The sequence below is a fragment of the Marinobacter sp. LV10R510-11A genome, from assembly GCF_900215155.1.
Lineage (GTDB): Bacteria > Pseudomonadota > Gammaproteobacteria > Pseudomonadales > Oleiphilaceae > Marinobacter.
On the sequence record NZ_LT907980.1, the window covers coordinates 2550784 to 2577319 of the forward strand.

24 protein-coding genes are annotated in these 26536 nt (G+C 55.5%); 18 read left to right on the forward strand and 6 right to left on the reverse strand.

Annotation, left to right across the window (positions count from 1 at the left end; genetic code table 11):
- The first annotated feature begins 290 nt into the window (after window positions 1-290).
- Window positions 291-1211, forward strand: coding sequence for a lipase family alpha/beta hydrolase (locus tag CPH80_RS12220; RefSeq protein ID WP_096278149.1), 921 nt, complete (start codon window positions 291-293; stop codon window positions 1209-1211).
- Window positions 1212-1267: 56 nt separating this feature from the next.
- Here CPH80_RS12220 and CPH80_RS12225 read toward each other — a convergent pair whose 3' ends face one another.
- Together CPH80_RS12225 and mrcB are read right to left on the reverse strand one after the other, a co-directional pair.
- Window positions 1268-1840, reverse strand: a complete 573-nt coding sequence (locus CPH80_RS12225) for a tetratricopeptide repeat protein (protein WP_096278151.1) — start codon at window positions 1838-1840, stop codon at window positions 1268-1270.
- Window positions 1837-4167: a penicillin-binding protein 1B gene (gene mrcB / locus CPH80_RS12230; RefSeq protein WP_096278153.1), complete on the reverse strand. Its 2331-nt coding sequence runs from the start codon at window positions 4165-4167 to the stop codon at window positions 1837-1839. The genes CPH80_RS12225 and mrcB overlap by 4 nt, the downstream gene beginning before the upstream one ends.
- Before the next feature lie 157 nt (window positions 4168-4324).
- Between mrcB and CPH80_RS12235 the strand changes: the two genes are divergently transcribed.
- From CPH80_RS12235 to CPH80_RS12245, 3 genes are read left to right on the forward strand one after another with little or no spacing between them, the layout of a single operon-like run.
- A complete protein-coding gene (locus tag CPH80_RS12235) occupies window positions 4325-5866 on the forward strand; it encodes an AAA family ATPase (protein ID WP_413772268.1) in 1542 nt (513 codons plus the stop codon).
- Between the two features lie 32 nt (window positions 5867-5898).
- The gene (locus CPH80_RS12240) at window positions 5899-6255 is read left to right on the forward strand and encodes a pentapeptide repeat-containing protein (protein WP_096278157.1); all 357 of its coding nucleotides are present in this window, start codon (window positions 5899-5901) and stop codon (window positions 6253-6255) included.
- A 5-nt stretch (window positions 6256-6260) separates the two neighbouring features.
- A complete protein-coding gene (locus CPH80_RS12245) occupies window positions 6261-6638 on the forward strand; it encodes a Rieske (2Fe-2S) protein (protein WP_172898598.1) in 378 nt (125 codons plus the stop codon).
- Here the strand turns inward: CPH80_RS12245 and sfsA are convergent.
- Entirely contained in the window at window positions 6622-7353 is a 732-nt protein-coding gene (sfsA, locus tag CPH80_RS12250) for a DNA/RNA nuclease SfsA (protein ID WP_096278159.1), read from the reverse strand. The genes CPH80_RS12245 and sfsA overlap by 17 nt on opposite strands.
- Window positions 7354-7534: 181 nt before the next feature.
- On the opposite strand from sfsA, the gene dksA reads away from it, so the two are divergent.
- The 10 genes from dksA (at window position 7535) to pgi (ending at window position 19473) form a co-directional block, all read left to right on the forward strand.
- Entirely contained in the window at window positions 7535-7975 is a 441-nt protein-coding gene (gene dksA / locus CPH80_RS12255) for an RNA polymerase-binding protein DksA (protein WP_096278161.1), read from the forward strand.
- 63 nt (window positions 7976-8038) lie between these two features.
- Window positions 8039-8923: a tRNA glutamyl-Q(34) synthetase GluQRS gene (gene gluQRS / locus CPH80_RS12260; protein ID WP_096278163.1), complete on the forward strand. Its 885-nt coding sequence runs from the start codon at window positions 8039-8041 to the stop codon at window positions 8921-8923.
- 50 nt (window positions 8924-8973) lie between these two features.
- On the forward strand, window positions 8974-9150 hold the full coding sequence (locus tag CPH80_RS21865; protein ID WP_172898599.1) for a hypothetical protein: 177 nt from the start codon (window positions 8974-8976) through the stop codon (window positions 9148-9150).
- Window positions 9140-12106 carry a sensor histidine kinase gene (locus tag CPH80_RS12265; RefSeq protein WP_096278165.1) on the forward strand — a complete coding sequence of 989 codons (2967 nt, stop codon included), beginning with the start codon at window positions 9140-9142 and terminating at the stop codon, window positions 12104-12106. Before CPH80_RS21865 ends, CPH80_RS12265 begins: the two co-directional genes overlap by 11 nt.
- Window positions 12107-12113: 7 nt before the next feature.
- On the forward strand, window positions 12114-13511 hold the full coding sequence (locus tag CPH80_RS12270) for a sigma-54-dependent transcriptional regulator (RefSeq protein WP_096278167.1): 1398 nt from the start codon (window positions 12114-12116) through the stop codon (window positions 13509-13511).
- Between the two features lie 684 nt (window positions 13512-14195).
- Window positions 14196-15578, forward strand: coding sequence for a polynucleotide adenylyltransferase PcnB (gene pcnB, locus CPH80_RS12275; RefSeq protein ID WP_096281587.1), 1383 nt, complete (start codon window positions 14196-14198; stop codon window positions 15576-15578).
- A complete protein-coding gene (gene folK / locus CPH80_RS12280) occupies window positions 15578-16075 on the forward strand; it encodes a 2-amino-4-hydroxy-6-hydroxymethyldihydropteridine diphosphokinase (RefSeq protein ID WP_096278169.1) in 498 nt (165 codons plus the stop codon). The genes pcnB and folK (CPH80_RS12280) overlap by 1 nt, the downstream gene beginning before the upstream one ends.
- A gap of 61 nt (window positions 16076-16136) precedes the next feature.
- Window positions 16137-16931 carry a 3-methyl-2-oxobutanoate hydroxymethyltransferase gene (gene panB / locus CPH80_RS12285; RefSeq protein ID WP_096281589.1) on the forward strand — a complete coding sequence of 265 codons (795 nt, stop codon included), beginning with the start codon at window positions 16137-16139 and terminating at the stop codon, window positions 16929-16931.
- On the forward strand, window positions 16928-17776 hold the full coding sequence (gene panC, locus CPH80_RS12290; RefSeq protein WP_096278171.1) for a pantoate--beta-alanine ligase: 849 nt from the start codon (window positions 16928-16930) through the stop codon (window positions 17774-17776). Before panB ends, panC begins: the two co-directional genes overlap by 4 nt.
- A complete protein-coding gene (gene pgi / locus CPH80_RS12295; protein ID WP_413772269.1) occupies window positions 17773-19473 on the forward strand; it encodes a glucose-6-phosphate isomerase in 1701 nt (566 codons plus the stop codon). Before panC ends, pgi begins: the two co-directional genes overlap by 4 nt.
- Here the strand turns inward: pgi and folK (CPH80_RS12300) are convergent.
- Both folK (CPH80_RS12300) and folB read right to left on the reverse strand, forming a co-directional pair.
- Complete coding sequence (gene folK / locus CPH80_RS12300; protein ID WP_096278175.1) at window positions 19456-19980, reverse strand: 2-amino-4-hydroxy-6-hydroxymethyldihydropteridine diphosphokinase; 525 nt, start codon at window positions 19978-19980, stop codon at window positions 19456-19458. The genes pgi and folK (CPH80_RS12300) overlap by 18 nt on opposite strands.
- Window positions 19980-20348 carry a dihydroneopterin aldolase gene (gene folB, locus CPH80_RS12305; protein ID WP_096278177.1) on the reverse strand — a complete coding sequence of 123 codons (369 nt, stop codon included), beginning with the start codon at window positions 20346-20348 and terminating at the stop codon, window positions 19980-19982. Before folB ends, folK (CPH80_RS12300) begins: the two co-directional genes overlap by 1 nt.
- Before the next feature lie 142 nt (window positions 20349-20490).
- On the opposite strand from folB, the gene plsY reads away from it, so the two are divergent.
- Window positions 20491-21081, forward strand: coding sequence for a glycerol-3-phosphate 1-O-acyltransferase PlsY (gene plsY, locus CPH80_RS12310; RefSeq protein ID WP_096281591.1), 591 nt, complete (start codon window positions 20491-20493; stop codon window positions 21079-21081).
- 15 nt (window positions 21082-21096) lie between these two features.
- Here the strand turns inward: plsY and tsaD are convergent, their stop codons facing one another.
- Window positions 21097-22155, reverse strand: a complete 1059-nt coding sequence (tsaD, locus tag CPH80_RS12315; RefSeq protein WP_096281593.1) for a tRNA (adenosine(37)-N6)-threonylcarbamoyltransferase complex transferase subunit TsaD — start codon at window positions 22153-22155, stop codon at window positions 21097-21099.
- Window positions 22156-22395: 240 nt separating this feature from the next.
- On the opposite strand from tsaD, the gene rpsU reads away from it, so the two are divergent.
- The 3 genes from rpsU (at window position 22396) to rpoD (ending at window position 26445) form a co-directional block, all read left to right on the forward strand.
- Window positions 22396-22611 (forward strand): 30S ribosomal protein S21, encoded by a 216-nt coding sequence (rpsU, locus tag CPH80_RS12320; RefSeq protein ID WP_096278179.1) that lies wholly within the window; start codon window positions 22396-22398, stop codon window positions 22609-22611.
- A gap of 147 nt (window positions 22612-22758) precedes the next feature.
- Window positions 22759-24486 (forward strand): DNA primase, encoded by a 1728-nt coding sequence (gene dnaG, locus CPH80_RS12325; RefSeq protein ID WP_096278181.1) that lies wholly within the window; start codon window positions 22759-22761, stop codon window positions 24484-24486.
- A gap of 117 nt (window positions 24487-24603) precedes the next feature.
- Window positions 24604-26445, forward strand: coding sequence for an RNA polymerase sigma factor RpoD (gene rpoD / locus CPH80_RS12330; RefSeq protein WP_096278183.1), 1842 nt, complete (start codon window positions 24604-24606; stop codon window positions 26443-26445).
- Window positions 26446-26536: the final 91 nt, after the last annotated feature.

A 26536-nucleotide genomic window follows, 5' to 3' on the forward strand; every position in this document is an offset into this window, starting at 1 on the left:
TGCTGGGCTAGTTTCGCGAACATCGTCACACTTTCACGGCCAATAAATCACATTTGCCTCTTCTGCCGTTGACTTGCCCTCCCTTCTGATCAAATTATGGCCACATCTCTGTGGATCTTTAGAGATGCTCTGCCGGCATGAACCTAACAAATACAATATAGAAGTCAGCAAACAGAGGCCTCAAGCCGTTACATTCACACGTACGGCACAGGTACGCATTATCTGGGTACAACCCGTTAGGTTGGCCGCAGTTTGAATAACAAACACAATCTCAAACTGTAGGAAAAACAATGAAAATCTGGATTAAAACAATGACACTCGCCCTGACCGTTGCTTGGTCGGCCCCCTCAGCAGCCTGGTGGTGGAATGCCGAACCTTCCGGCTACACAGATACTCAGTACCCAGTAGTGCTGGTTCACGGCATGTTCGGCTTTGATTCCGTCGCCGGTGTGGATTACTGGTATGGCATCGCAGAGGATTTGCGCAAGAATGGTGCGGAGGTTTACACCACCCAAGTTCAGGCACTGGATAGCACCGTCGCTCGCGGCGAAGCCTTGCTGCCACAAGTGGAGGCCATCGCGGCCGTTCACGGCAAGGTTAACCTGATCGGTCATAGCCATGGCGGCCCTACTGCGCGTTATATATCGGCTGTTCGTCCAGATCTGGTTGCGTCCGTAACCACGGTTGGCGCACCAAACAAGGGAGCCGCAGTAGCAGACCTCCTCCATGATTCACCGGCTGAGGGCTTTGTTGGCACTCTAGGTAACGCCTTGGGCGGCCTTATCGACTTGATGTCCGATGGCGGATTCGACCAAGATACAAGTGCCAGCTTACAGTCGTTGACTACACAGGGTAGTGCCGATTTCAATCAGCTTGCGCCTGCAGGTATCCCGTCCTCTGCATGCGGTGAAGGCACCTATTCAGAGAATGGCATCCGTTTCTACTCTTGGGGCGGCACCGGCGTTCTAACCAACATGCTGGATCCTTCAGATGTGTTGCTGGGCGTAACTCGCTTGGCTTATGGACTAGAGCAAAATGATGGTTTAGTAGGCCGTTGCAGTAACCACTTCGGTAAGGTAATCCGCGACAACTACTTCATGAACCACTTGGATGAAGTTAACCAACTGCTGGGGCTTCACAGCCTGTTTGAGACAGACCCTAAGGCGGTATACAAGCAGCACGCCAACCGGCTGAAGAACGCCGGGCTGTAAGCGTAACTAACGCCCGCCCGGAGAGCACTTCGGGCAGGCGTTCAGCACTGCATTTATTAAAGGTTAGACGCCCTTTCTTCTGCCTGATTGGCCCCGGCCACGTTACCCCTAGCCCGGCGGATATCCGCCAGCAACAGCCAGCCCGCACGCTGCAGCCGAGCATCATTCCCCGCCAGCGATAACCCCTTCAAGGTAAACTGCTCTGCAGGCCCAAATTTGTTACCGGCCACATACGCTTCCGACAATTTAAAGTATATCTCTGCCGATCTAGGCGCGATCCGCTGCGCACGCTCCAGCCGCACAATGGCTCCTTGAGCGTCACCGTTTTTTAAAAGATTGTCCGCTTCACGAACCAAGCCAAGGGCCGCGGGGGAAAGGTCGTCCCCGGCATCCTGATAACTCGGTTTATTACTGCGCTGAGGCCGCTGACTTGGCTCCTGGCCTTCAGCCTGTTCGCTTTTGCGCCAGACCTGCGATTCCTCTTTGTCTTCAGCCGTCTGTGGTGGTTCCGGCGCGCGCGAGCCGCCCCCTGCGGGCACGTAAATAGAACCACCCGGGCCGGAGGCACAGCCCGCCACGCTCAGAAGAGCCGCCAACATACCTGCATGAATAACACCTTGCCTACTCATTGGAACAATCCTTCAAACCAACCTCGAATTTTCCGCTCAAAGGTACCAGAACAGGACACAGTCTGTGTCGGCTCGCTACCCGCTATAAACGGCAGAAGGCGCGCATTATCGCAATACTCATCGGTTAATGCCTGCTTTTCGGGGTTTACCCAGTGATAATTCACGCCATCGGGTACCACCGGTGAAAACCCATGTTGTGGCACCTGCGCCATGAATCGCGACCACACCGGCAGGGCCCCGGTGGCACCGGTCAATGCCGTCGGGCCATTATCGTCCCGCCCTACCCAGGCAACTGCCAGTAAATCACCGCTGAACCCCGCAAACCAGGAATCACGACCGTCATCCGTTGTTCCCGTTTTCCCAGCAAGCGTCAGCTCTTTGGGAACCGAATAATAAGCCGAACGCCCAGTCCCTTCCTGCATGGTTTCCTGCATGGCGTACTGCACCAGATGCACTGCGGCCGGGTCTGCGACCTGATCCACTTCTAGCCTATAGCGCGAAAGCACATTCCCTCGGGAATCCGTCACCTCCCGAATAGTGCGCAAAGGGGTATTAAACCCGGAGGTGGCCAGCCCCTGATAGATCTGGGCGACTGTTACGGGGCTCATGGAAACCGAGCCCAGCAGCATGGAGGGGTAGTCAGAAATGGGCGTGACGACACCAAAGGCTCGCAAGGTCTTACGAACGGCCGGAACGCCAACATCCAACCCTACCCGAACCGCCGGAAGGTTATAGGACTTCGAAAGAGCACGATGCAAGGGAACTTCGCCCCGCTCCTTGCCATCGTAGTTTTTTGGCTCCCAGCGCCGCCCGTCGTCAAATTCGAGGGTGAACGACTTGTCCAACACCGGCGTCATCAAGGTATAGCGCTCCGGTTGCTCCAGCGCGGTGAGGTAGGTGAATGGTTTAATCAGCGACCCAATCAGGCGATTAGCATCCAAAGCCCGGTTGAATCCTGCAAACTGTGGGTCTTTCCCACCCACGATGGCCAGTACCTCACCGGTATCCTTGGCGGTGACTACAAGGGTCGCTTCCAGTGCTTCGGCGGCGTCGCCACTGGCCAGCCTCGGCAAGGTATCGGTAACGGCATACTCAGCGGCATACTGAATAGCCGGGTTGAGTGTGGTGAATATTCGGAGCCCCTCGCTGCGCAGATCCTCTTCTTTGTAATCCCGCGCCAGGTGTCTTCGAACAAGATCTATATAGGCAGGATAACGGTTTTCCGAGTACGACGGTTTGGCGCTAACACCAAGTGACAAGCCACGAGCACGAGCCGCTTTCGACGAATCGATTAGGCCTGCATCTTCCATCTCGCTGATAACCAGATTGCGCCGCTGCGTAGCCCGCTCTGGGTGCCGGCGGGGATTGTAGTAGCTTGGCCCTTTGACCATACCCACAAGCAGGGCGATCTGATGCACATCCAGATCTTTCAGTGATTCACCAAAATAGAACTGGCTGGCCAGCCCGAACCCATTAATGCTCCGGGTGCCTGCCTGCCCTAAATATACTTCGTTCAGATAGGTTTCCAGTATGTCGCCTTTCTCGTAATGCAGCTCGAGCAAGATGGACATCAAGGCCTCATTGCCCTTGCGCAGTAGGGTTTGATCCTGGGTAAGGAAAAAGTTTTTAACCAGTTGCTGTGTCAGCGTACTGCCACCCTGAACAATCTGCCCGGCGCGCATATTGGCAAGCATGGCACGGCCAATGGAGGCAGGTGCGATTCCGATATGGTCATAGAACTTCCGGTCCTCCACCGCCATCAGTGCGGCGGGTAACTGAACCGGAACTTCATCCAGGCGCACTAGAACCCGATCCTCCTTGTGCGCTGGGTAGATTCCGCCAATACGGGCCGGTTCCAGCCGCACTATTGCAGCATTATCACCGCCCGCCACAGAAAAGTCCTGAACGCGGTCCCCGTATATATTCAATGAGAGCTTGCGCCTAGGCTCATTACTATCAGGAAAGCGGAAGCCTCGGGTGCCGATAATAAAATGGCCGCCATTGCGACGATAACTGCCGGGTTTTGCACCATCGCCTTTGCGATAACCCGAAAGCGCCAACTCCCGCTCCAGCGCGCCGGAACTCAGACCGGCGCCGTTATAAAGTTCCAGAGGCCGCGCATAAACCCGCGAGGGCACTTCAAAACGCCGCCCCTCGAATCGGTCGGTGACAACCGCATCGAGATAGACCATCCAGCCCGCCAGCAATACAGCGCCAATGGCGAACACTCGGATAAAAGTTTTCCAGAACCAGGAGCGACGTCCGTTCCGGCCGTTTTTACTTTGGGGCTTTCTATTGGGCTTCGAAGGAGATCTGTTTTTTTTCATCCGCGGATTATAACGAAGCCTGCACGACATAAGGCAGGCCATCTATGTGTTATTTATGTAACCTGCCCGTTATGATGGGCCAATAAAACTTCAATAAGTTCAGGGAAGCGAGGAGCGCACCGTGAGTGAAACATCCCCCGGCAATTTGTTACTGGCAATGCAGAACCCGGCTCTGTACAACCATCCGGTTGACGGATTCCAGATTATCGAAACCCACATTTCCCAAGTGGTCCTAACCGGTCAGTACGCCTACAAGATCAAAAAACCTATGGATTTCGGGTTTCTTGATTTTTCCACACTGGCGCGTCGGAAACACTTTTGCGAGGAAGAGCTGCGCCTGAACCGCCGCCTGGCCGAACCCCTGTACTTGGAAGTACTCCCGATTACCGGAACCCCCGAGCAGCCCGTTATCGGCGGCGAAGGCGAGCCGTTTGAATACGTGCTGAAAATGCGCCAGTTCCGCCAGAACGCGCTTTTTGATCAGCAACAGGAAGCGGGCTCCCTCAAACCGGAACTGCTTTCCAGCCTCGCGCAGCAGGTAGCCGGCTTCCACGACAGCCTGGAACCGATACCAGACGATAAACCTCTGGGTACCCCAGAAGCTGTGTACGCGGCCATGCAGGAAAACTTCGACCAGCTTCGGCCGATGATCGACGATCGCGCTCTGCTGAGCCAGCTCGACAACCTTGAGGCATGGACGCAGACCACCTTCGATCGCCACCGTGATCTGATTGCACAGCGCAAACGCGATGGTTTTGTGCGTGAATGCCACGGCGATCTACACCTGGCTAACATCACCGTTTACGACGGCAAGGTCACGGTGTTTGACTGCATTGAATTCAGTGAGCCCTTCCGCTGCATCGACGTAATCAATGACCTTGCGTTTTTGCTGATGGACCTGGAGTCCCGAGGTGAAGCAGCTTTGGCCAACCTGGTTCTGAATACCTACCTAGAGTACCGGGACGATTTCGATGCCCTGCCCCTACTGCCGCTTTACAAGGCATACCGGGCACTGGTGCGAGGGAAAATTGCACTGTTCACCCTGGCCAACCCAGCACTGGGCGAAGAAGAAAAAGAGGCCCTGATGCAGCGCTATCGCGATTATGCTCAGCTGGCAGAAGACTACAGCACCATCCCGAACCGCTACCTGCTGGCCACGGTAGGCCTCTCCGCTAGCGGCAAGACCTGTATCAGCGCATCCATGGCGGGTGAGCTGGGGCTTATCCGCCTGCGGTCTGATATTGAACGCAAGCGCCTGCATGGCCTTGCACCACTGGAAGACAGCCAGTCGCCCGCCGGGGGAAATCTGTACTCTACCGAGGCCAATGAAAAAACCTATCAGCGCTTAGCAAAGCTGGCCTGCGACCTGCTCGCCGCAGGTTTGCCCGTCATCGCCGACGCCGCCTGCCTAAAAGAGAAAGAGCGGGCACTGTTTGCCGCCGTTGCAGAAAGCCAGGGAGTGCCCTTTGCCCTGGTCCACTGCGAAGCACCTGAAAAGCTTCGCAAAGAATGGGTACGCAAACGCAAGGGCGACGCCTCCGAGGCAACAGAAGAACTGCTGGACGCCCAGAAAGATTGGTTTGAACCTCTAACGACGGTGGAAAAAAGCCATACGATGCACCTGCGCAGCGACCAGGAACACGTAGCGCAGGCTGTCGCAGACCGCATACGTCAGCACTTTGCAGGCTATACTCGCTGAAGAACCGGAACTGAACGCCATAAGGAAGAATCATGGAAACTGACTCAGTGCGCCATATCGATGACCCGCTCTACGAAACTCTTCGCAAGGAAGATATCGAGGCTTTCAATTCCGAGAAATCAGCGCGGGTTGACTTGCCCAGCTTTGCGCACGGGGACTTTCGAGGGTTGGATTTACGCGGGCTGGACGCCAAGGACCTCGACCTGAGCCACGCTTACTTCCGAGGCACGGATCTCCGGGGTATAGACCTCAGCCTCTCGAAAATGGAAGGTGCCAGCATTGCCGGCGCCAAGATTTCCGGGTGTTTTTTCCCGCACAGGCTTGAAGCAGACGAGATTGTGATGTCCTTAAACCACGGCACGCGGATGCGGTACAGCGCCAGCAAATGACAGGTATGCAAATGAACCCATGGCAGCCGGTGTGCGCCAGGCAAGAGTTGCAGGCTGGCAGGTTTGTTGAGTTCTCGCTGGCCGGCCCTGAGCACAACGTTGAGACAAGCGCCGACACCCTGCCATTAACAGGCTTCGTGTTTCTCGATGGCACAGCGCCCCGAGCCTACTTGAATCAATGCCCTCACATGGGCGTTGAGCTGAACTGGATGCCCGGTCGCTTCATGGACACCGACAACCTGTTCCTTCAATGCTCCACCCACGGCGCCCTGTTCAAGCCAGGAGACGGTGAGTGTATTGCTGGGCCTTGCCAGGGTGACGCGCTCACTGCGTTAGACCTGCGAGAAATCGAGGGTACTCTGGAAGTCAGATCTCCAGAATAACTGGGACAGGTTCCATTAAAGCCATCCCGCCAGACGGACGGCCGTCGTCTCGACCTAGGCTTGCCCGATAGGCCAAGACTTCCACGCCGGCGTCACACGCCTGCCGCAACAGCTGACCGTAATGCCGATCGATGTGATCGGCAGGCCGCACAGTTTCAATGCCGGTATGGTTAACCACAAAAAGCAGCACAGCCCTGTCGCCGAGCGCAACCTGCGCCATAAGCTCTCGCAAGTGTTTCTGGCCGCGAGTTGTCACTGCGTCTGGAAAGAAACCCTGACCGGATTCCTCAAGGGTTACGTTCTTCACTTCTACCCAGGCATCCGGTTCCGACCCATGCCCGGAGAGTAGCAGATCGATCCGGCTTTTCTCCGCACCGTACTTTACCTCGGGGCGGCAATGGGTATAGCCCCTCAGTTCGCCAATACGACCAGCTGCAATGGCTTCCCGCGCCTGCGCATTGGGCCTTGCCGTATTCACACAGGCCAGCACGCCCGGGGCCGTTTCGACAAGCTCCCAGGTATACGGCAATTTACGCGCAGGATTATTGCTAAGGCTAAGCCATACCCTGCCATCGGTCGGCTGGCAGCCGAGCATGGAGCCGGTATTGGGACAGTGGGCCGTTATTTCCGTGCCATCAGGCAATCGCACGTCGGCTAAAAACCTTTTATAACGTCGAATTAAACGCCCTTCAATCAAGGGTTCCGGGAACTTCATAGGCTCTCCAAGTGCGAAGTAGGCATCACAGGGCTGGCACCTCCGTGACTAATCTGCTATTTTCCGCAAAATCCCGTTTCAGGACGACTGCTTCATCCAAGTAATAACCGCGCCGCGGCGGGGGCTGGCGCGCAGGGAAGCACAGCGTTCTTGTGAGGTATATACAAAGAGGCCAGGTCATATGGCAACCACAGCAGACCAATCACGCGAACGTTTTACAAACTTCACCCCTTATGAAATGAAGAAGGGTGAAGAATACATGAGTGCGGAGATGCTGGGGCACTTCAAAAATCTGCTGCTGCAATGGAAGCAGGATCTGATGGAAGAAGTGGACCGCACCATGCACCACATGCAGGAAGATGCAGCAAACTACGCAGATCCCAGTGATCGCGCAACCCAGGAGGAAGAGTTCAGCCTGGAACTGCGCACCCGTGATCGTGAGCGCAAGCTGATCAAAAAAATCGACCAGACGAACGATCGTATCGACAAAGACGACTATGGTTTTTGCGATCAGTGTGGTGTTGAAATCGGGATCCGTCGCCTTGAGGCACGCCCAACCGCAACACTATGCATTGACTGCAAAACCCTTGCCGAAATTCGCGAGCGCCAGACTGGCATCTAAGGCGGCAAGTTTGACCTGGCCGGCGCAGCCTAATAAGGTCCTGCCGGCCACATGGTCTGATTCATGACCAACTCTCGCACCTATTCTCACACCTATCGGGGCCGCTTTGCCCCCTCCCCCACAGGCCCGCTTCATTTCGGCTCGCTGGTTACAGCACTGGCAAGCTACCTGGAAGCTAAGTCCCAGAATGGGCAATGGCTAATTCGCATTGAGGATCTCGACCCTCTGCGGGAACCCGCAGAGGCCACAGGCCAAATTCTTAACAGCCTTGACGCCCACGGGCTGTTTCCCAGCGAGCCGGTACACTTTCAGTCGCGGCGCCATGAGGCCTATCACACTGCTATTGAGCACTTACTGAGCCAAGGCCACGCCTATCGCTGCATCTGCTCACGCAAACAGTTGCAAGCCAATCATGGCAGGCACCCGCAACATTGCCGAGACGATGACAGCGCCCGCGATCAGCCCTTTGCCATACGCTTTGCACTCAACGAAGACCAATGCCTCTGGCATGATCAGCTACTGGGGCCGCAGCATCAGGTTGTCCGCGCCGAAATAGACGACCCGGTTATTTTGCGCAAAGAAGGCTTTTTCGCCTACCAGCTTGCCGTGGTGGTAGATGATATCGCCCAGGGCATTACCCATGTGGTGCGCGGCTCAGACCTACTGGACATGACGGCCCAGCAACTGCAGCTTTACCGGGCTTTCGAAGCAAAACCACCAAACTGGTTTCACATTCCTGTGATTGTTAATGACAAAGGGCAGAAGTTATCCAAACAGAACCATGCTGCCGCGCTGGATAATCGCACTCCGGTAGAGAACCTGATTGCCGCATTGAACGCTCTGAACCAACAGCCTCCACGATCACTATTGACTGGCCCGGTGGAAGATTTGCTGCAATGGGCCTGTGCGCACTGGAACCGCGGGGCCGTTCACCTGACATTCGAGTGACTGTCGTGGTATAAAGCCTTTCACAAACTTCAGCGCGGATCGCATGCCTGATGTATATCTACCGACTGGTTTTTTTGCTGGTTCTGGCCATTTATATCTTTTCACCCAACATGCTCGACTGGTGGACTTCCCCCGGGAACGCCTGGTACAGCCCTTTCCTGATCTGGGCAGGCCTTATTGCTATCGGGTTCTGGTTGGAGTGGCGGCGGGATCCCAATGAGTTTTAGCGCTTCCGGGCTGTTATTTGCCAGCCTATTATACCTTGGTGTCCTGTTCGGCATTGCTTGGATAACCGAGCGAGACATCCTGCCCCGACATTGGGTTCGCCACCCATTGGTCTACACACTCAGCTTGGGCGTTTACGCCGGAATTTGGGCTGTGTATGCCTCTGTCGGCCTAGCTGCGGAATCCGGTTACGGCTTTCTAGCCTACTATCTCGGGATCAGTGGCGCCTTTTTGCTGGCCCCCATTCTGCTCAACCCGATCATGCGGATTGGCCGCGCCTACCAACTGACGTCTCTGGCAGATTTGTTCGCCTACCGATATCGCAGCCAATGGGCAGGCACGCTGGTTACTCTGTGTTCCGGCGGCGCCATATTGTCTCTGCTAAGCATGCAGATACAGGCGGTTTCCACATCCGCCAGCATTCTTGCGCCCGACACCTCCCCGCGCCTGATCAGCATTATGTTCAGCCTGATCGTTGTATTATTTGCCATGCTTTTTGGCGCACGACGCCACCACGAAGCAGACAACCACCCCGGCCTAGTTGTGGCCATTGCCTTCGACTCCCTAGTTAAGCTGATCGCCTTGCTGGTTATTGGCGGCGTTATTCTCTTTAGCGTATTTGACGGCATGAGCGGCTTGGAAACCTGGCTAGAAAGCAACGCCGCCACCTCCATAGCGACCATGTCGCTGAGTATCGACGATGGCAGCTGGCGCGCGCTCATGCTGATGTCCTTTGCCGGTGCTCTGGTCTTGCCGCACATGTACCACATGACGTTCAGCGAGAATCCATCACCCAAAGCACTGGCGAAAGCCAGCTGGGGACTGCCACTTTATCTATTATTTCTAGGCATTCCGGTGCCACTGATTCTCTGGGGAGGCCAGGCACTAGGCGTCACCACCGGCCCCAACTTTTACACGATTGGCGTTGCTCAGGCGCTGGGAAGCCCCGCACTAACCTTGCTCATGTACATTGCCGGGCTGTCCGCCGCCAGCGGCCTGATGATCGTGAGCACACTGGCGCTGGCCGGCATGGTTCTGAACCATGTGGTTCTGCCCCTTAAAACCCCAAAAGATCAGGGTGACATTTACCGCTGGCTGCAGTGGGTAAAGCGCCTGCTGATTGCCGCAATCATTTTGCTGGCCTTGCTGTTCCATGAAACTCTTGGCAAAAACCTAGATCTGTCTATTCTCGGAGCCATCTCACTTGCGGGAACACTGCAGCTATTGCCTGGTGCCCTAGGGGTGATCTACTGGCCCGAAGGCAACCGACGCGGGCTGATTGCCGGGCTGGTTACAGGGCTGGTCATCTGGCTGGTCACCTTGGTACTGCCGTTCTCCCACACCGCCAACCTGCTGGGCTGGCTGAACGCGCCCATGGTCCCGGATTACAGCAACTGGCACATATTTACGTTTGTCAGCCTAACGGCAAACGTGTCGGTGTTCGCGCTGATTTCAGTTCTCAGCACCAGCACCAGCGAAGAAACCAGCGCGGCCCAAGCCTGCTCCGTGGGCGCACTTTCACGCCCGCAGCGGCGGGAACTGCTGGCGGGGTCTTCCGCCGACTTTGTACGCCAGTTGGCCGAACCTCTTGGCTTCGATGTATCCAGGCGTGAAATAGAACGCGCACTGGGGCAGCTAAAGCTTCCGAGCGTGGAATACCGGCCTTATCAGCTGAGGCGCCTGCGGGATCAGGTTGAGGTCAACCTATCCGGATTACTGGGGCCCGCAGTCGCACGGGATATGGTAAAACGCCACATCGGCTTCAAACCTTTAGCCCGGGGCGGCACAGCCCAGGATATCCGGTACGTGGAACGTGCACTGGGTGATTATCAGAACCGCCTTACTGGGCTGGCGGGTGAACTGGACAACCTGCGGCGGCACTACCGACAAACCCTTCAGAACCTCCCCATTCCGGCCTGCTCCGTTGGCGAAGACGGTGAAATCCTAATGTGGAATCAGGCTATTGAAGAACTCACCGGCATCACCGCTGATGATGTTGTCGGTGCCCGGCTGATGGCGCTACCGGACCACTGGCATCACCTGCTGGATGACTTCAACAGTGGAGAAGACCTGCACCGTTACAAGCACCGGCTGGATCTAAAAGGCAGGCCCCACTGGCTGAACCTCCACAAAGCTACCCTCAGCGGCCCGGATCACCCGGATGGGGGCAGCGTTATTCTCGTGGAAGACCAAACCGAGACCCGGTTACTAGAAGACGAGCTGATGCACAGTGAACGCCTGGCGTCCGTTGGGCGCCTGGCCGCCGGCGTTGCCCACGAGATTGGCAACCCGGTTACGGGCATCTCCTCGCTGGCTCAGAACCTCAGGCTTGAAACCGACAACCCAGAGATCCTGGAAACGGCTAGCCAGATTCAGCAGCAGACCCGTCGCATATCAACCATTCTGCAGTCGCTGATGAACTTCGCCCGCACAGGCAATCACTCCCAGGCCAATCTATATGAGCCTGTGAGCATTCGGCGCTGCGTGGACGAATCCATAAACCTTTTGTCTCTGAGCGACCAAGGGCTTCGCATTCACTACATCAATGATTGCCCTGCAACACTTCTAATACTGGGCGACGAGCAGCGGCTTTTGCAGGTGTTTGTCAATTTGCTGGCCAATGCTCGGGATGCCTCCCCAAAGGGTGGCTATGTTCGGGTTACTGGCAAGGCAGACGGCTACTCGGCTATCATCGAGATCGTTGATCAAGGCTCGGGCATACCCGTGGATCAGCTAGATCATGTGTTCGAGCCCTTCTACACCACCAAGGCGACCAGCAAAGGAACCGGCCTTGGTTTGTCGCTGGTGTACAGCATTATTGAAGAGCACTACGGCAACATTCAGGTTGAAAGCCCTACAGACCCGGTAAGCGGGCTCGGCACCTGCGTCAGACTGAAGCTACCCGCTTTTGAGCCGGAGACAGACAACTCCGCCATCCGCCCGAACGAAAGGTTCTGAGACTGTTATGCCCCGAATTCTGATCGTGGAAGATGAAGACATTATTCGCTCCGCTGTTCGCAAGCTGCTGTTACATGCGGGCTATGACGTTGAAGATGTCGGCTCTGTGGAAGAAGCAGAGCAGCACCACGAACCTGATCAGTTTGACCTGATTATTTCAGACCTACGCCTCCCCGGTGCCGCCGGCACGGAGTTGATCAACCGGGCGCCGAACACGCCGGTGCTGATCATGACCAGTTACGCCAGCCTACGCTCTGCCGTCGACTCCATGAAAATGGGGGCGGTTGAATACATAGCCAAGCCTTTTGATCACGATGAGATGCTGGCAGCCGTGGAGGGCATTCTCGCCCGCACTATGTCATCAGTCCCCGAACACCAAAGAGACGACACCGCACAGTCAGAAAACGGCGACCCAGCCAGCATCATGTACGGGCAATGTGAGCCCATGCAGCGGGTGTTCACACTTATACGCAAAGTAGCACCCACAAAAGCAACGGTACTTGTGCAGGGTGAATCCGGTACCGGTAAAGAGCTTGTTGCCCGGGCTCTACATCTTTTAAGCCCGCGCGCAGCAAAGCCACTGATCTCAGTAAACTGCGCGGCCATTCCCGAAAGCCTCATAGAATCCGAGCTATTTGGCCATGAAAGAGGCGCATTTACCGGCGCTGTGTCTGCAAGAACCGGCCTGATTGAAGCTGCGGATGGCGGCAGCCTGTTTTTAGATGAAATCGGTGAGCTACCGCCCGAAGCACAGGCAAGGCTGCTGCGGGTGCTTCAGGAAGGCGAGATCCGCAGGGTTGGCTCAACTCAGAGCCGGAAAGTGAGCGTGCGAATGATCGCCGCCACACACCGAAATCTGAAAGCAATGACCCGCACCGGCGGATTCCGGGAAGATCTTTACTATCGCCTGAACGTGATGCAGATACGGATTCCGCCCCTGCGCGAACGCCAAAGCGATATTCTGGGGCTCGCACGGCGTTTTCTGGTTTCCCAAGGCAACAAGGTGGGCAAACCTAACCTAAGCCTCACCCCCGAAGCCATGCGGGTGCTCGAACGGTACCGCTGGCCCGGTAACGTACGAGAACTGGAGAATGCTATTGAGCGTGCCAGTATTCTCTGCGACGGCGACATAATCACACCCTCGCTGCTGGACCTCGACAGCGAGGGTGATGACGAATACATTCCCGAAACACTCGTGGAAGGTAACAATGAGCAGCGCCACTCCCGAGGTGCAGACAGCGCCAACGACCTTTCCCTGGAAGACTACTTCCAGCACTTTGTTCTGGAAAACCAGGACCGCATGAGCGAAACCGAGCTCGCCCAAAAGCTGGGTATCAGCCGAAAGTCTCTCTGGGAGCGTCGGCAGCGCCTCGGCATTCCCCGCAAGAAAACCTCTGGAAACTAACCCTTTCAAAGCAACGCGATAACCCACCCAACCAAAAGTGTGAACCTTTGCTCAGTTGTTACCGTATGTTCCTCTCGGTAACACTTCACAGAGAAACTACCTGTTACGGGTAACACTTATATTGAGTACGGGGTAACACTTACCCCTTACAAAAACATAACCTCCTGTTAATAAACAAATTCCAAAAACTGGCACACCAACTGCAAACTATTAAGCGCACAACAACAAAAACAACAGTGACAAAGCAGCGACTCAACAAAAACAAAAAGCTGCGGGAAAACGTTCAGCAACAAAAACAAAAATAGAACGTGAGCGAACTGAGTGTTTTGGGTACTTTGCTTTTTTGGTAGTCCCTTGGCACGTGTGAGTTGTAGAGATGCAAAAAGAATCACCCTTGAGGTGACACCGCACCTACCAATGACTTGCTCGATGTCTTTGACTGCTCATTGTGTTCAAAGCCTTCCGTTTGCACTGCTGAGAAGCCCCAGCTTTGGGGATATACAGTGGGGTACAAAAACGAAAAAAATCCCGGCAAAAAATAAAAACAATGCAGATCGTCAACGTTTTGAGGGCGGATTCGCGAAAGCGGATCCGCCTTTTGATTATCTGGCGTATGTTAAACGTGTGCAAATCCTGCTCAAACCGTTAAACTCTCGGTTTTGCTCAACGCAACCACGGATTTCAATGCCTAAAAGATTCTCCTCCATCCTCGAGCAGTCCGTTGATAAGCTCCGCTCACTCATTCCCCGAAACGGGAAAAAAAAGGCACGAGTCTACCAGCGACGGGAAGTCCCCAGAGACCAGCATAACGTCTCGCGCTCGGTTATTAGCGAGCCTGCCAAGAAGGTTCTCAGCCGGCTCAATAAATCCGGTTATGACGCCTACCTTGTAGGCGGCGGTGTGCGCGACATCCTTCTGGGCCAGCGCCCCAAGGATTTTGACATAGCCACCAACGCTACCCCAGAAGAAGTGCACGACCTATTCCGCAACTCCCGCCTGATAGGCCGGCGCTTTCGGATTGTGCACGTCGTGTTTGGGCGTGAGGTCATTGAAGTGACCACGTTCCGTGGTAGCGCAAGCGATGCCGACAAAGACAGCGCCCATGATGACCGCAAAACCAGTGAACACGGCCAATTGCTGCGAGATAACGTATACGGCAATCAGGAAGAAGACGCACTGCGCCGCGATTTTACGGTCAATGCTCTTTACTACTGCATTCGCGATTTTACCGTCGTTGACTTTGCCAACGGCATTGAAGATCTCCGAAACCGGCAACTGCGTTTGATTGGCGACCCAGAAACCCGTTACCGGGAAGATCCGGTGCGCATGCTTCGTGCCGTCCGTTTTGCTGCCAAGCTGGGCTTTGACATAGAGCCAAAAACCGAAGCTCCCATCAGGGAACTGGCGCCGTTACTGACTCACATTCCATCTGCGCGACTGTTTGAAGAAGTTCTAAAGCTGTTTTCTGCCGGTCACGGCGAAGCCACCTACGAGCTTCTCTCCCGTTACAACTTACTAGCGCCGCTATTCCCCGAAACCGTGAGGGCTATTGAGGCCGGCGAGCCTGACGAACTGATTCGCCAGGCCCTGCGCAACACCGACGCCCGTATCGCGCAAGGAAAATCCATTACTCCTTACTTCCTATTTGCGGCCATGCTCTGGCCCGCACTGCAAAGAGAATGGAACCACCGTCAAGACAACGGCGAGCCGGTGCAACCCGCACTCCACGGTGCCATTGGAAAAGTCATTGGGCGTCAGGTGCAGGCAACCTCTATACCCAAGCGCTTCTCAGGCCCCATGAAAGAAATCTGGGAACTTCAGATGCGCCTGCCCCGCCGTCAGGGCAAGCGGGCCTTTGTAACCATGGGCCACCCAAGGTTTCGTGCAGCCTATGACTTCCTGCTGGTTCGGGAAGCCTGTGGTGAAATCGAACCAGGGCTGGGTGAATGGTGGACTGAATTTCAACGCATGGATGAGCGCGGGCAGGAACGCATGCTTTCAGAGCTCACCAGCGACGCACCCAAAAAGCGCCGGCGCCGTAAGCCAGTTCAACGGCCTGCGCCCTAATGAAAACGGACGCCTTCATTGGTCTGGGCAGCAACCTGCAAGAACCCGCTGCCCAGCTCGCAAGGGCTGTAGCTGAACTAGCCGCGCTGCCCGACACCAAGCTGATCGCGCAGTCGCCGTTTTACGCCAGCCGCCCTGTGGGCCCACAGGATCAGCCAGACTTCGTAAACGGCGCGGTATGGCTCAGCACCAAGCTTGCTCCGCACACCCTGCTCAATCAGCTTCAAGCGATCGAGCAGGCGCACGGGCGCGAGCGACTCAGGCATTGGGGCCCACGAACCCTAGACCTCGACCTTCTGGTATTCGGCAATCAGTCGCTGAATGACGACCGGCTTACCGTTCCCCACCGAGAACTTCCTAACCGGGACTTTGTTCTTCAGCCGCTGCTAGATCTGAAACCCGATCTAACGCTGCCAGAAGGCACCGCAATTGCTACCCTAAGGGCACAATGCCCAGACAACCGGTTGCGCAGGCTTCCTCCTCCGGATTACCCTTAGCAACTGAATGCCGGTTATCTCGGCACGGTCTTGGCCCACCTACCCAAATGGCAAGGATTTTATGGCTGTTACCATCAACACCCTGCGGGAATACAAGCAAAAGGGCGAAGCCTTCTCCGCCCTCACCTCTTATGACGCAACGTTTGCCCAGGTAGTCAGCGAAGCAGGGGTAGACGTTATTCTGATTGGCGACTCGCTCGGCATGGTTCTTCAGGGCCACGACAGCACCTTGCCGGTTACCATGGATCAAATCGTGTATCACACCCGCTGTGTGGCCAAAGGCAATCGCGGTTCGTTGATCATGGCAGATATGCCTTTCATGAGTTACGGCACAGTGGATGCGGCCTTGGAGAATGCCGCAGAGCTTATGCGCGCAGGCGCCCACATGGTGAAGCTGGAAGGCACCGACTGGATGAAAGAAACCATCACCGCACTGAGCGACCGCGCGGTGCCCGTGTGCGCCCATTTGGGCCTGACACCGCAATTCGTCAACAAATTTGGCGGATACAAGGTTCAAGGGCGCGATGAGAAAGCGGCAGAACTGATGATAAAGCACGCCTGCGAACTAGAAGCTGCGGGCGCTGACGTTATCCTATTGGAATGTGTCCCAGCACCGCTGGCAGCCCGGATTGCCCAGGCCGTTAAAGCGCCTGTCATCGGCATTGGCGCAGGCTCGGATACCGACGGCCAAATTTTAGTACTACACGACATGCTGGGCATTACGACAGGCCGCAAGCCACGTTTTGTGAAAAACTTCCTGGCCGAAACCGACTCTATTCCCGAAGCCATTACCGCCTACGCAAAAGCCGTGCGTGAGCGCACATTCCCCGCCGAGGAGCATACGTTCAAGGCATGAGAACCGTCCATACACTGAAAGAACTGCGTGCCATTCTCCGCGGTTACCGCCAGCAGGAAAAAACTATCGGCTTGGTACCCACCATGGGGAACCTGCATGAGGGCCACACTTCACTGGTTCGCAAGGCTGCCGAAGCGGCAGATATTGTAATCACCAGTATTTTTGTCAACCCGATGCAGTTTGGTGCCAACGAAGATCTTGAAACCTACCCTCGCACCCTAGTTGGTGATCAAGAGAAACTCGGCGCTGCCGGAAACACGTTGGTATATGCACCTTCTGCCGAAGAAGTCTATCCAGACGGTCTTGCCCGGCACACCCGCATAATCGTTCCAGAAGTCAGTGAAGGGCATTGCGGAGCCAGCCGTCCCGGACACTTTGAAGGTGTCGCAACAGTGGTGTCTGTGCTATTCAATATGATCCAGCCCGACTTTGCAGTGTTTGGTGAGAAAGATTTCCAGCAACTGGCCGTCATTCGTAAGATGACGCGGGACCTAATGATGCCGGTTGAAGTTATTGGCGCACCGACCGTCCGTGAAGAAGATGGTTTGGCAAAAAGCTCCCGTAACGGCTATCTCTCTGAAGAAGAGCGCCAGATGGCTCCCGTTATTTACCAGGCCCTACAAGCCACCGCCGCGAAGATCGTCGATGGACGGGATGATTTTCAAATGCTTGCCCAAGAGGCAGGCGACAGCCTGCGCGATGCGGGCCTAAATGTGGATTACTTCAACATTGCCAACAGCCAAACCCTGAAGCCTGCCACACCGGAAGACAGTGGCATTACACTACTGGCTGCGGCCCTACTTGGCACCACCCGGCTGATTGATAATATCTCAGTCACTCGCTGAGATATTATGTTAATCCACCAGGAAAGGACTCTCTGATGACCCCGCCACACACAGCACTGACAGCGTCACCCGAATGGCAAAAATTGATGGCCTACCGGGAAAGCTTGAAAAACAGTCCTATGAAAGCCCTCTTTTCGGACGACCCAGAAAGGGCAAAGCGTTATTTCATCGACGGTGCGGGCTTGTCTCTGGATTTCTCCAGAAACCGGCTGACGGATGATGTGTTCGAGGCCCTGATAGCGTTGGCTCGCAGCTGCAAGCTGGAAGAGCGCCGAACGGCACTGCTTCGCGGGGAGAAAGTGAACGTTACCGAGAACCGCCCTGCACTGCACACTGCCTTGCGCAACCCCGGGACAGAAGCCATCGTCATCGATGGCCAAGATGTCATCGCCGAAGTAAACGCGACGCTGGCCCGCATGGATACCTTCGTACAAGAGGTACTCAGCCAGTCACGCACCGGTTATACCGGCAAGGCGTTTACCGATGTGGTCAGCATTGGCATCGGCGGCTCGTTTCTGGGCCCTAAACTGGTGACCGAGGCGCTGCAGCCGTATCGGGCACCCGGGCTTCGCTGCCACTATGTGGCCAACATTGATGGCACGGAAATCTGCGAAACTCTCGCAAAGGTAAACCCAGAGACCACACTGTTCCTGGTTCAGTCAAAATCGTTTGGCACGCGGGAAACCTTAGAAAACAGCAAAGTCGCCCGAACATGGTTCATCGAGCGCAGCGGGAATGAGCAGGCGGTTGCCAGCCACTTCATGGCCGTAACAGCCAATAAGGCTGCTGCCCAATGCTTTGGCATTGATCCTGACAACGTATTCCCCATGTGGGACTGGGTCGGTGGGCGGTATTCCCTTTGGTCCGCCATCGGACTACCCGTCGCACTAACCATCGGCATGAACAACTTCCGAGCGTTGCTCGCCGGGGCCCACGCCATGGACACCCACTTCCGCGACGCACCGCTGGAAAAAAACCTGCCTGTTGTTATGGCTATGCTAGGCGTTTGGTACAACAACTTCTGGGGCGCGGAAACCCACGCCATACTGCCTTACGACCACTACCTACGCAGCTTGCCAGACCACCTGCAACAACTGGATATGGAAAGCAGTGGCAAACGGGTAAACCAGCACGGCGAAGCCCTAAAGTATCATTCAGGGCCTGTCATCTGGGGCGGAGTGGGCGCCAACGGTCAGCACGCCTACCATCAGCTGATCCACCAGGGTACCCGGTTGATTCCGGCAGACTTCATCATCCCCCTGCAAACTCATAACCCAGTTGCAACGCACCACGCAGACCTTTTCGCCAACTGTCTGGGCCAATCCCGCGCGATGATGACTGGAAAAAGTCTGGAAGAGGCCAAAGCCGAGCTGGCAGCCAGTGGCGCGAGCGAGGCAGACATTGAACGCCTAGCGCCACACAAGGTAATCCCCGGAAATCAGCCCAGCAACACGCTTATGATGAAAAAGGTGACACCGGAAACCGTGGGTGCGCTGATCGCGCTGTACGAGCATCGCACGTTTGTGCAGGGCGTAATCTGGGACGTTGATTCGTTTGATCAATGGGGCGTTGAGCTAGGCAAACAGCTGGGCCAAGACATTCTGCCAAGGCTACTGGAATTGATCCCAGCGGGCGAAGCAAGTGACAGCGCTACGAATAACCTGATTGAGTTATTCCGCTCAGCAAATCGCCTGTGAAATGATTCGCCCCTGCCAGTTAAAATCCACCGGCCACAATTTCTGGCCGGTGTTATAATTCTGCCAGAGCTCAAGGTAACTCTTCCGGCACACCGGGTGCTTCACTGTAGGTACAAGATCTGCCAAAGGGCGCAGTACAAACGCATTATTAAGAATCTCGCTTCTCGGCAGCTCCACACCGTCCATCCGGCCTACAGCCTCTCCGTATGTCAAAATATCGAGATCCAGCGTTCTCGCGCTGAATTTTGGGGCTTCTGGGCGGCGGCCGTTTTCCGCCTCCAGCTGCTTAAACTGCCGTGACAGCTCGCCCACAGACAAGCTTGTTTTCACGCCAACCACTAAATTGAGAAACGGCGAGCCGTCAAACCCTACGGCTTCGCTTTCATACACCGGGGAAATGCCCAACTCGCCAAACCAACCGGCCAGCGCATCCAAGGCCGCGCGAACATAGCGCTCCCTGTCGATATTAGTGCCAATACTGATATAAACCGGAACCTGATTTGGCATTACCGAGCTCCCTTCAAAGCAGGCCTTTCAATGCAAACACCCACAGACCGGGCAGTAGGCACAGCTCCGGGTTTGCGCAAGGTAAGCCGAAGCCAGCCAACGCCGAACTCCCGCTGCAATACCTCTGCCAGAACCTCCGCACCGTGCTCAAGCAACCTCGGCTGAAGCTCCTTCAGGCAGCGTTCTGTGCGCTCGCTAACAGCTGCGTAATCAAGAGCATCTGCCACATCGTCAGACGCGCCGGGAATACGGTTATCCCACGCCATCTCAAGATCCACAACCAATGCCTGGGTTACTTCACGCTCCCAGTCGTATACACCCACCACGGTCTCTACAACCAGTCCTTCGATCAAAACACTGTCTGCCAAGGGGTGCTCCCGGGAAGATCCCACTCACTGCTGATTGAATAACGTACAGACTGCGGATACTGTAACCACACCTGCCTGCGAATTTAGCGCCGGCATTTTCGCACACATTACCCTGATACGTCTTTGTCTCCGAGCTCGCAAAATGGCCCTGAGTGATCCAGTACTAACTGTTCTGCTATGTATGGCTGCTTATTTGGCCGGCTCGGTGCTGTTTGCACTACCGGTTTGCCGACTTATGGGGCTACCCGACCCTCGAGCACAAGGCTCAGGAAACCCAGGCGCCACCAACGTGTACCGAACCGGTGGCTGGCTGCCCGCCGTGCTCACCCTGGCCCTGGACGCAGCCAAGGGCTGGCTGCCCGTTTGGCTGGCACACCACGCAGGGTTATCTGCATTGGTTCAGGCAATGGTCGCATTGTGTGCGGTTACCGGGCATATGATTCCCGCGTTCTACCGATTCAAGGGTGGCAAGGGCGTTGCAACGGCCCTGGGTGCAGGCCTTGCCCTAGCACCGGCGACCACGGCTGCAATGGCGGCTCTGTGGCTGCTGGTACTGTGGCGCTGGCGAGTTTCCGCACTGGCATCTGTAATAGCCATTGTTAGCGGGCCTCTCATCAGCGCGTTCCTAGAGCCAGAAAGCCTGCCTATGTTCGGCCTGTTGGCAATTCTCATTGTTGTGCGTCACCGGAACAATCTAATCCGGCTCGCCCAGGGGCGAGAAACCGGCTTTTAGGCCGACTGCTGCAGATCAATCAATAAGCCCTGCAAGCCGTGCCTCAGTAAGAGGTGGCAACATATTCATCGGCCACCTCGGCACCGCCATAATCCGCTCGCCATCTCGTTGCCCTGCCTTCATGCGCTGGGCGCCGGCGTAGGCAATCATCGCTCCGTTATCCGTACAAAACTCCGGGCGGGCATAAAATACATGGGCGCGCCGTTTTTCAGCCATTTTTTCAAGGCTGGCCCGCAACCGCTTGTTAGCACTTACCCCTCCAGCTATCACCAAGCGACTGCAACCTGTGTGCTCCAACGCCCGCCGGCACTTGATCATCAGGGTATCCACCGCAGCCGTTTCAAAAGCCAGGGCAATGTCCGCACGGATTTGATCAGTCAGCCCGTTCGCGGATTTCTTTTCCGCATTCACGGTATTGAGAGTGAACGTCTTCAAACCACTGAAGCTGAAATCCATGCCCGGCCGGTCCGTCATTGGCCGCGGGAACCGGTAGCGACCAGACTCACCTTTTTCGGCCAGCGCCGCCACTCGAGGGCCGCCGGGATAGTCCAGCCCCAGCATCTTGGCGGTTTTGTCGAAGGCCTCACCGGCGGCATCGTCTAAAGACTCGCCGAGCATTTCATATTCCCCAATGCCGCCCACACGCACCAGCTGGGTGTGTCCGCCAGACACCAGCAGAGCAACAAATGGAAAGGCAGGCGGGTTATCTTCCAACATAGGTGCCAGCAAGTGGCCCTCCATGTGGTGCACGCCAAGCACGGGTATGCCAAGGGCAAACCCTAGGGCATGGGCAACTGAGCCGCCTACCATAAGGGCCCCAATCAGGCCCGGGCCGGCGGTGTAAGCAATACCGTCAATATCCTTACGGCCAAGCTTGGCTTCAGCCAGCACCTGATCACACAGCGGCAGCAGTTTGCGAACATGATCACGGGACGCCAGCTCTGGCACCACACCACCGTAATCGGCATGCATGTCGATCTGGCTGAACAGCGCGTGGCTCAAGAGCCCTTTATTTGTGTCAAACAGAGCAACGCCGGTCTCATCGCAAGACGTTTCAATACCCAGAATCAGCATAAAGCCTGGCCACATCGGTTAACATGAATGAATAATCGAGGTGCATTTTAGCAGAAACCCTAAACTCACTGGCAGTTTTGTGGAACAAACATTGACCTTGCCGGGATCCAAGCGCTATCATTGCCGCCCTAAATTACGAACTGGTCGAGTTTTAGTCAATCGGGCCGGGGATCGAGCCAGTCTGGCACCGCCGGATGCGCATTAAATTGAAACCGAATCTATCAGGTAGGTGATTTTCGAATGCCAGCTGTTAAATTGAAAGAGAACGAACCGTTTGACGTAGCACTGCGTCGCTTCAAGCGTTCATGCGAAAAAGCAGGTGTACTTTCCGAAGTACGTCGTCGTGAGCACTATGAAAAGCCAACTGCCGTGCGCAAACGCAAAGCAGCCGCTGCCGTTAAGCGTCATCTCAAGAAGCTTCAGCGGGAACAGCGCAAGTTCGAGCGCCTGTACTGAGTTACCGTAGACGCCGCTTGACTGCAAAGCACTGATTGCCTGTTCAGCCCAGGCTGCACAGAGCGATCAAAATGCCGCCGGGGCTTGGCTTCGGCGGCATTTTTGGCTATTGGCCCTTGTGTGTAACGGGCCTGATGTGGAGCCACTATGAGCGGACTGATCCCCCAACGCTTTGTTGAAGACCTGCTCGACCGGGTAGATCTGGCAGAGCTGATCGGCTCGCGCATTACACTCAAAAAGGCCGGCGCCAATTACAAAGCGTGCTGCCCGTTTCACGATGAAAAAACGCCATCATTCAATGTGAGGCCAGACAAAGGCTTCTATCATTGTTTTGGGTGCGGCGTTCATGGCGACGCCATCAGTTTTATACGTGAATTTGAGGGCCTCGGCTTTACAGAGGCCGTTGAAGAGCTGGCTCGCAGAGCCGGGCTAGAAGTACCTTACGACCAAGCGGCCAAACAGGAAATCCAGCAGGCGCGAACGCTGACCGACGCGCTAGATTTTACTAGCCGCTTTTATCATTCGGCGCTTCATAGCGAACAAGGCACCTACGCCCGTGATTATTTAAAACAGCGGGGGCTGGACGACAGCGTTATCCAGCAATACCAAGTGGGTTACGCGCCAGCCGCAGGCACCTCCTTGCTTGACGCTGCAAACAAGGATCTGCAGGGGCCGCTTATTGAAACCGGCACCGTCTCTGATAAGTACGGCAAGCCGCGTGATTTTTTTCGAAACCGGGTCATGTTCCCGATCCGCAACAGCCGAGGCAAGACCATAGCCTTCGGCGGACGGACGCTCGGCGACGACAAGGCAAAATACATCAACTCTCCGGAGTCGGATGTCTTTCACAAAAGCCGGGAAATATATGGCCTGTTTGAAGCGAAACAGGCACTGAAACAGTTAGACAAGCTGCTCGTAGTAGAAGGCTACATGGATGTAATTGCTCTAGCCCAGCACGGCATTCATTACGCCGTGGCGACCTTGGGCACGGCAACGAACCAAGACAGCCTAGCTGCACTGTTACGACAAGTGCGGCATGCAGTGTTTTGTTTTGATGGCGACAAAGCCGGATTTAAAGCGGCTGACCGGGCGATGGATAACGCTTTGGAGTTAATGGCAGACGGACTACATCTGCAGTTTTTGATGCTCCCGGAGGGCGAAGACCCAGACACGCTGGTGCGCAAGGAAGGCCCCGAGGCATTCCAGAAGCGCATTGATGGTGCCACCCCGTTTTCACGGTATCTGTTTGACCGCCAGAGCGAAGGCCTGGATCTGACACTGCCAGAGCACCGCGGCGAACTCAGAGCCAGAGCGGAACCGCTGCTGAACAAAATGCCCAAAAGCACCCTACGGGATGCCATGTGGCACGAAATGCTCCGCCTTTGCGGAGGCCGCAATCCGTGGCAAAACCGCCAGCCCCAGCAATGGAACAAATGGAAGGGTGGCCGGCGGGATCGTGTTACTGAAGAACGTATCGACGTAAAACTGAGCAAAGACAGCATTTTGTGCCTAGCCTTACTAGAGGCTCCCGACTTGGCCAGCGACGTCACCGAACTGGCAAGCGGTTCGCGCAAATATAAACAGGCTGGAAATTTTGCCAGCTTTATTCTAGAACGTGAAATCCGGGATCGGAAATCACTTATAACGGCACTTGCTCTGGATAGCCAGGTGCGTGGGCAGTTCTACAATCTGTTTGACGGCATTGAGCACATCCCAAGCCGGGAAAGCACTCTAGCCGCAGCACGAGAGCTGCTTAGCCCCAATGAGGAAGCATCCAGACAGCAAAGACTGGCCACACTTTTACGCAACTTCGCAAACCTAACCGCCGAAGAACGGCAGGAGCTGCGAGAGCTAAGCGGGGGAACCCCGGATTAGCAGCACTTGAAACTTGGCGCACTGATCACCATCTAACCATTCGGTGGCAGAGCATTAGAGCGACAGCTATAATGGCTGTTTCATTTTTTCTTATTTAAGCGAGTTCACAGGGTGTCTATGTCAGGCAATTCGCAGAAATCACGTTTGAAAGACCTTATCGCAAAGGGCAAGGAACAAGGCTACCTGACTTACGCCGAGGTGAACGACCACCTCCCGGAAGACATTGCCGATCCGGATCAGGTCGAAGACATCATTCGCATGATCAACGACATGGGCATTCAGGTGTCTGAAGTAGCACCAGATGCCGATACCCTGCTGATGACCGATGGCGACTCCACTGCCGACGAAGCCGCTGCCGCTGAAGCCGCCGCTGCCCTCGCCGCTGTGGAATCCGATGCCGGCCGCACCACCGACCCAGTACGCATGTACATGCGCGAAATGGGTACCGTGGAGCTGCTGACCCGTCAAGGCGAAATTGTTATCGCCAAGCGCATCGAAGAAGGTATCCGGGACGTCATGGCAGCCGTTGCCCACTTCCCGGGCACCGCTGGCACGGTTATCCAAGCCTACGATCGCATTATCGAGAACGAAGGTCGAATCACCGACATCGTAACCGGCTTTCTGGATCCGGATGGCGCTGAGCCGTTCATGCCAGAACCACCTCCCAAACCCGAAAAATCAGAAGAAGAAAAAGCTGAAGACGATTCGGACGAAGAGGAAGAAGAACCCGAGAGCGGCCCAAATCCCGAAGAGACCCGTCTGCGCTTTGAGCTTCTCAGAGAAAAGCTGGCAGCCGCAGAAGAATCGCTGTCAAAGCTTGGCCGTGCTGACAAGAAAACCCAAGCTGCACTTAACGAGCTGGGAAAAGTTTTTGCACCGTTCAAGCTAGGCAATAAAGCGTTCGATGAACTGGTCAACGTGGTGCGCTCTACCAACGCGCTGGTACGCGAGAACGAGCGGGCAATCCTGAAGATCTGCGTTCGCGAATGCAAAATGCCACGCAAAGACTTCATCAAATCATTCCCGGGCAATGAAGCAAACCAGGAATGGGGCGCGAAGATCGGCAAAAGCAAAAAGCCCTACGCTGCAGCAATAAACGAGCGTATGGATGAAATTGTCCGCCTTCAAAAGCGCATCATGAATGTGCAAATCGGCGTGGACTTGGCCGTAGCCGACATCAAGGAAATCAACCGTCGCGTATCCATTGGCGAAGCAAGAGCCCGCCGCGCCAAGAAAGAGATGGTTGAAGCCAACCTGCGCCTGGTTATTTCTATTGCCAAGAAATACACCAACCGCGGTTTGCAGTTCCTAGACTTGATCCAGGAAGGCAACATTGGCCTGATGAAGGCCGTAGATAAGTTTGAGTACCGTCGTGGCTACAAGTTCTCTACTTATGCCACTTGGTGGATTCGTCAGGCCATAACCCGTTCTATTGCGGATCAGGCTCGCACCATCCGTATTCCGGTGCACATGATTGAGACCATCAACAAGCTCAACCGTATCTCCCGCCAGATGCTTCAGGAAATGGGCCGCGAGCCCACGCCGGAAGAACTGGGCGAACGCATGGAGATGCCGGAGGATAAGATTCGTAAGGTGCTGAAGATCGCCAAAGAGCCGATCTCCATGGAAACGCCAATCGGCGATGATGAAGACAGCCATCTTGGCGACTTTATCGAAGATATCCAGGCGCTCTCGCCGGTAGATGCTGCAACGGCAGAAGGCCTGCGCGAAGCTACCCGCTCCGTTCTGGCCGGTCTCACCGCGCGCGAATCCAAGGTACTGCGCATGCGGTTCGGTATTGAAATGAATACCGACCACACACTGGAAGAAGTCGGCAAGCAGTTCGATGTAACCCGTGAGCGCATCCGCCAAATCGAAGCAAAGGCACTGCGTAAGTTGCGCCACCCTTCACGTTCCGATCACCTGCGCGGCTTTATTGACGATCAGGGCAACAGTTAAGCACCACAACAGTAGCGGGCGCCGCACCTCCCCGGTATAATGGCGCCCGCTTTGTTTCCAACCTAGGAAACACACCAGACAGCGTTCGCTG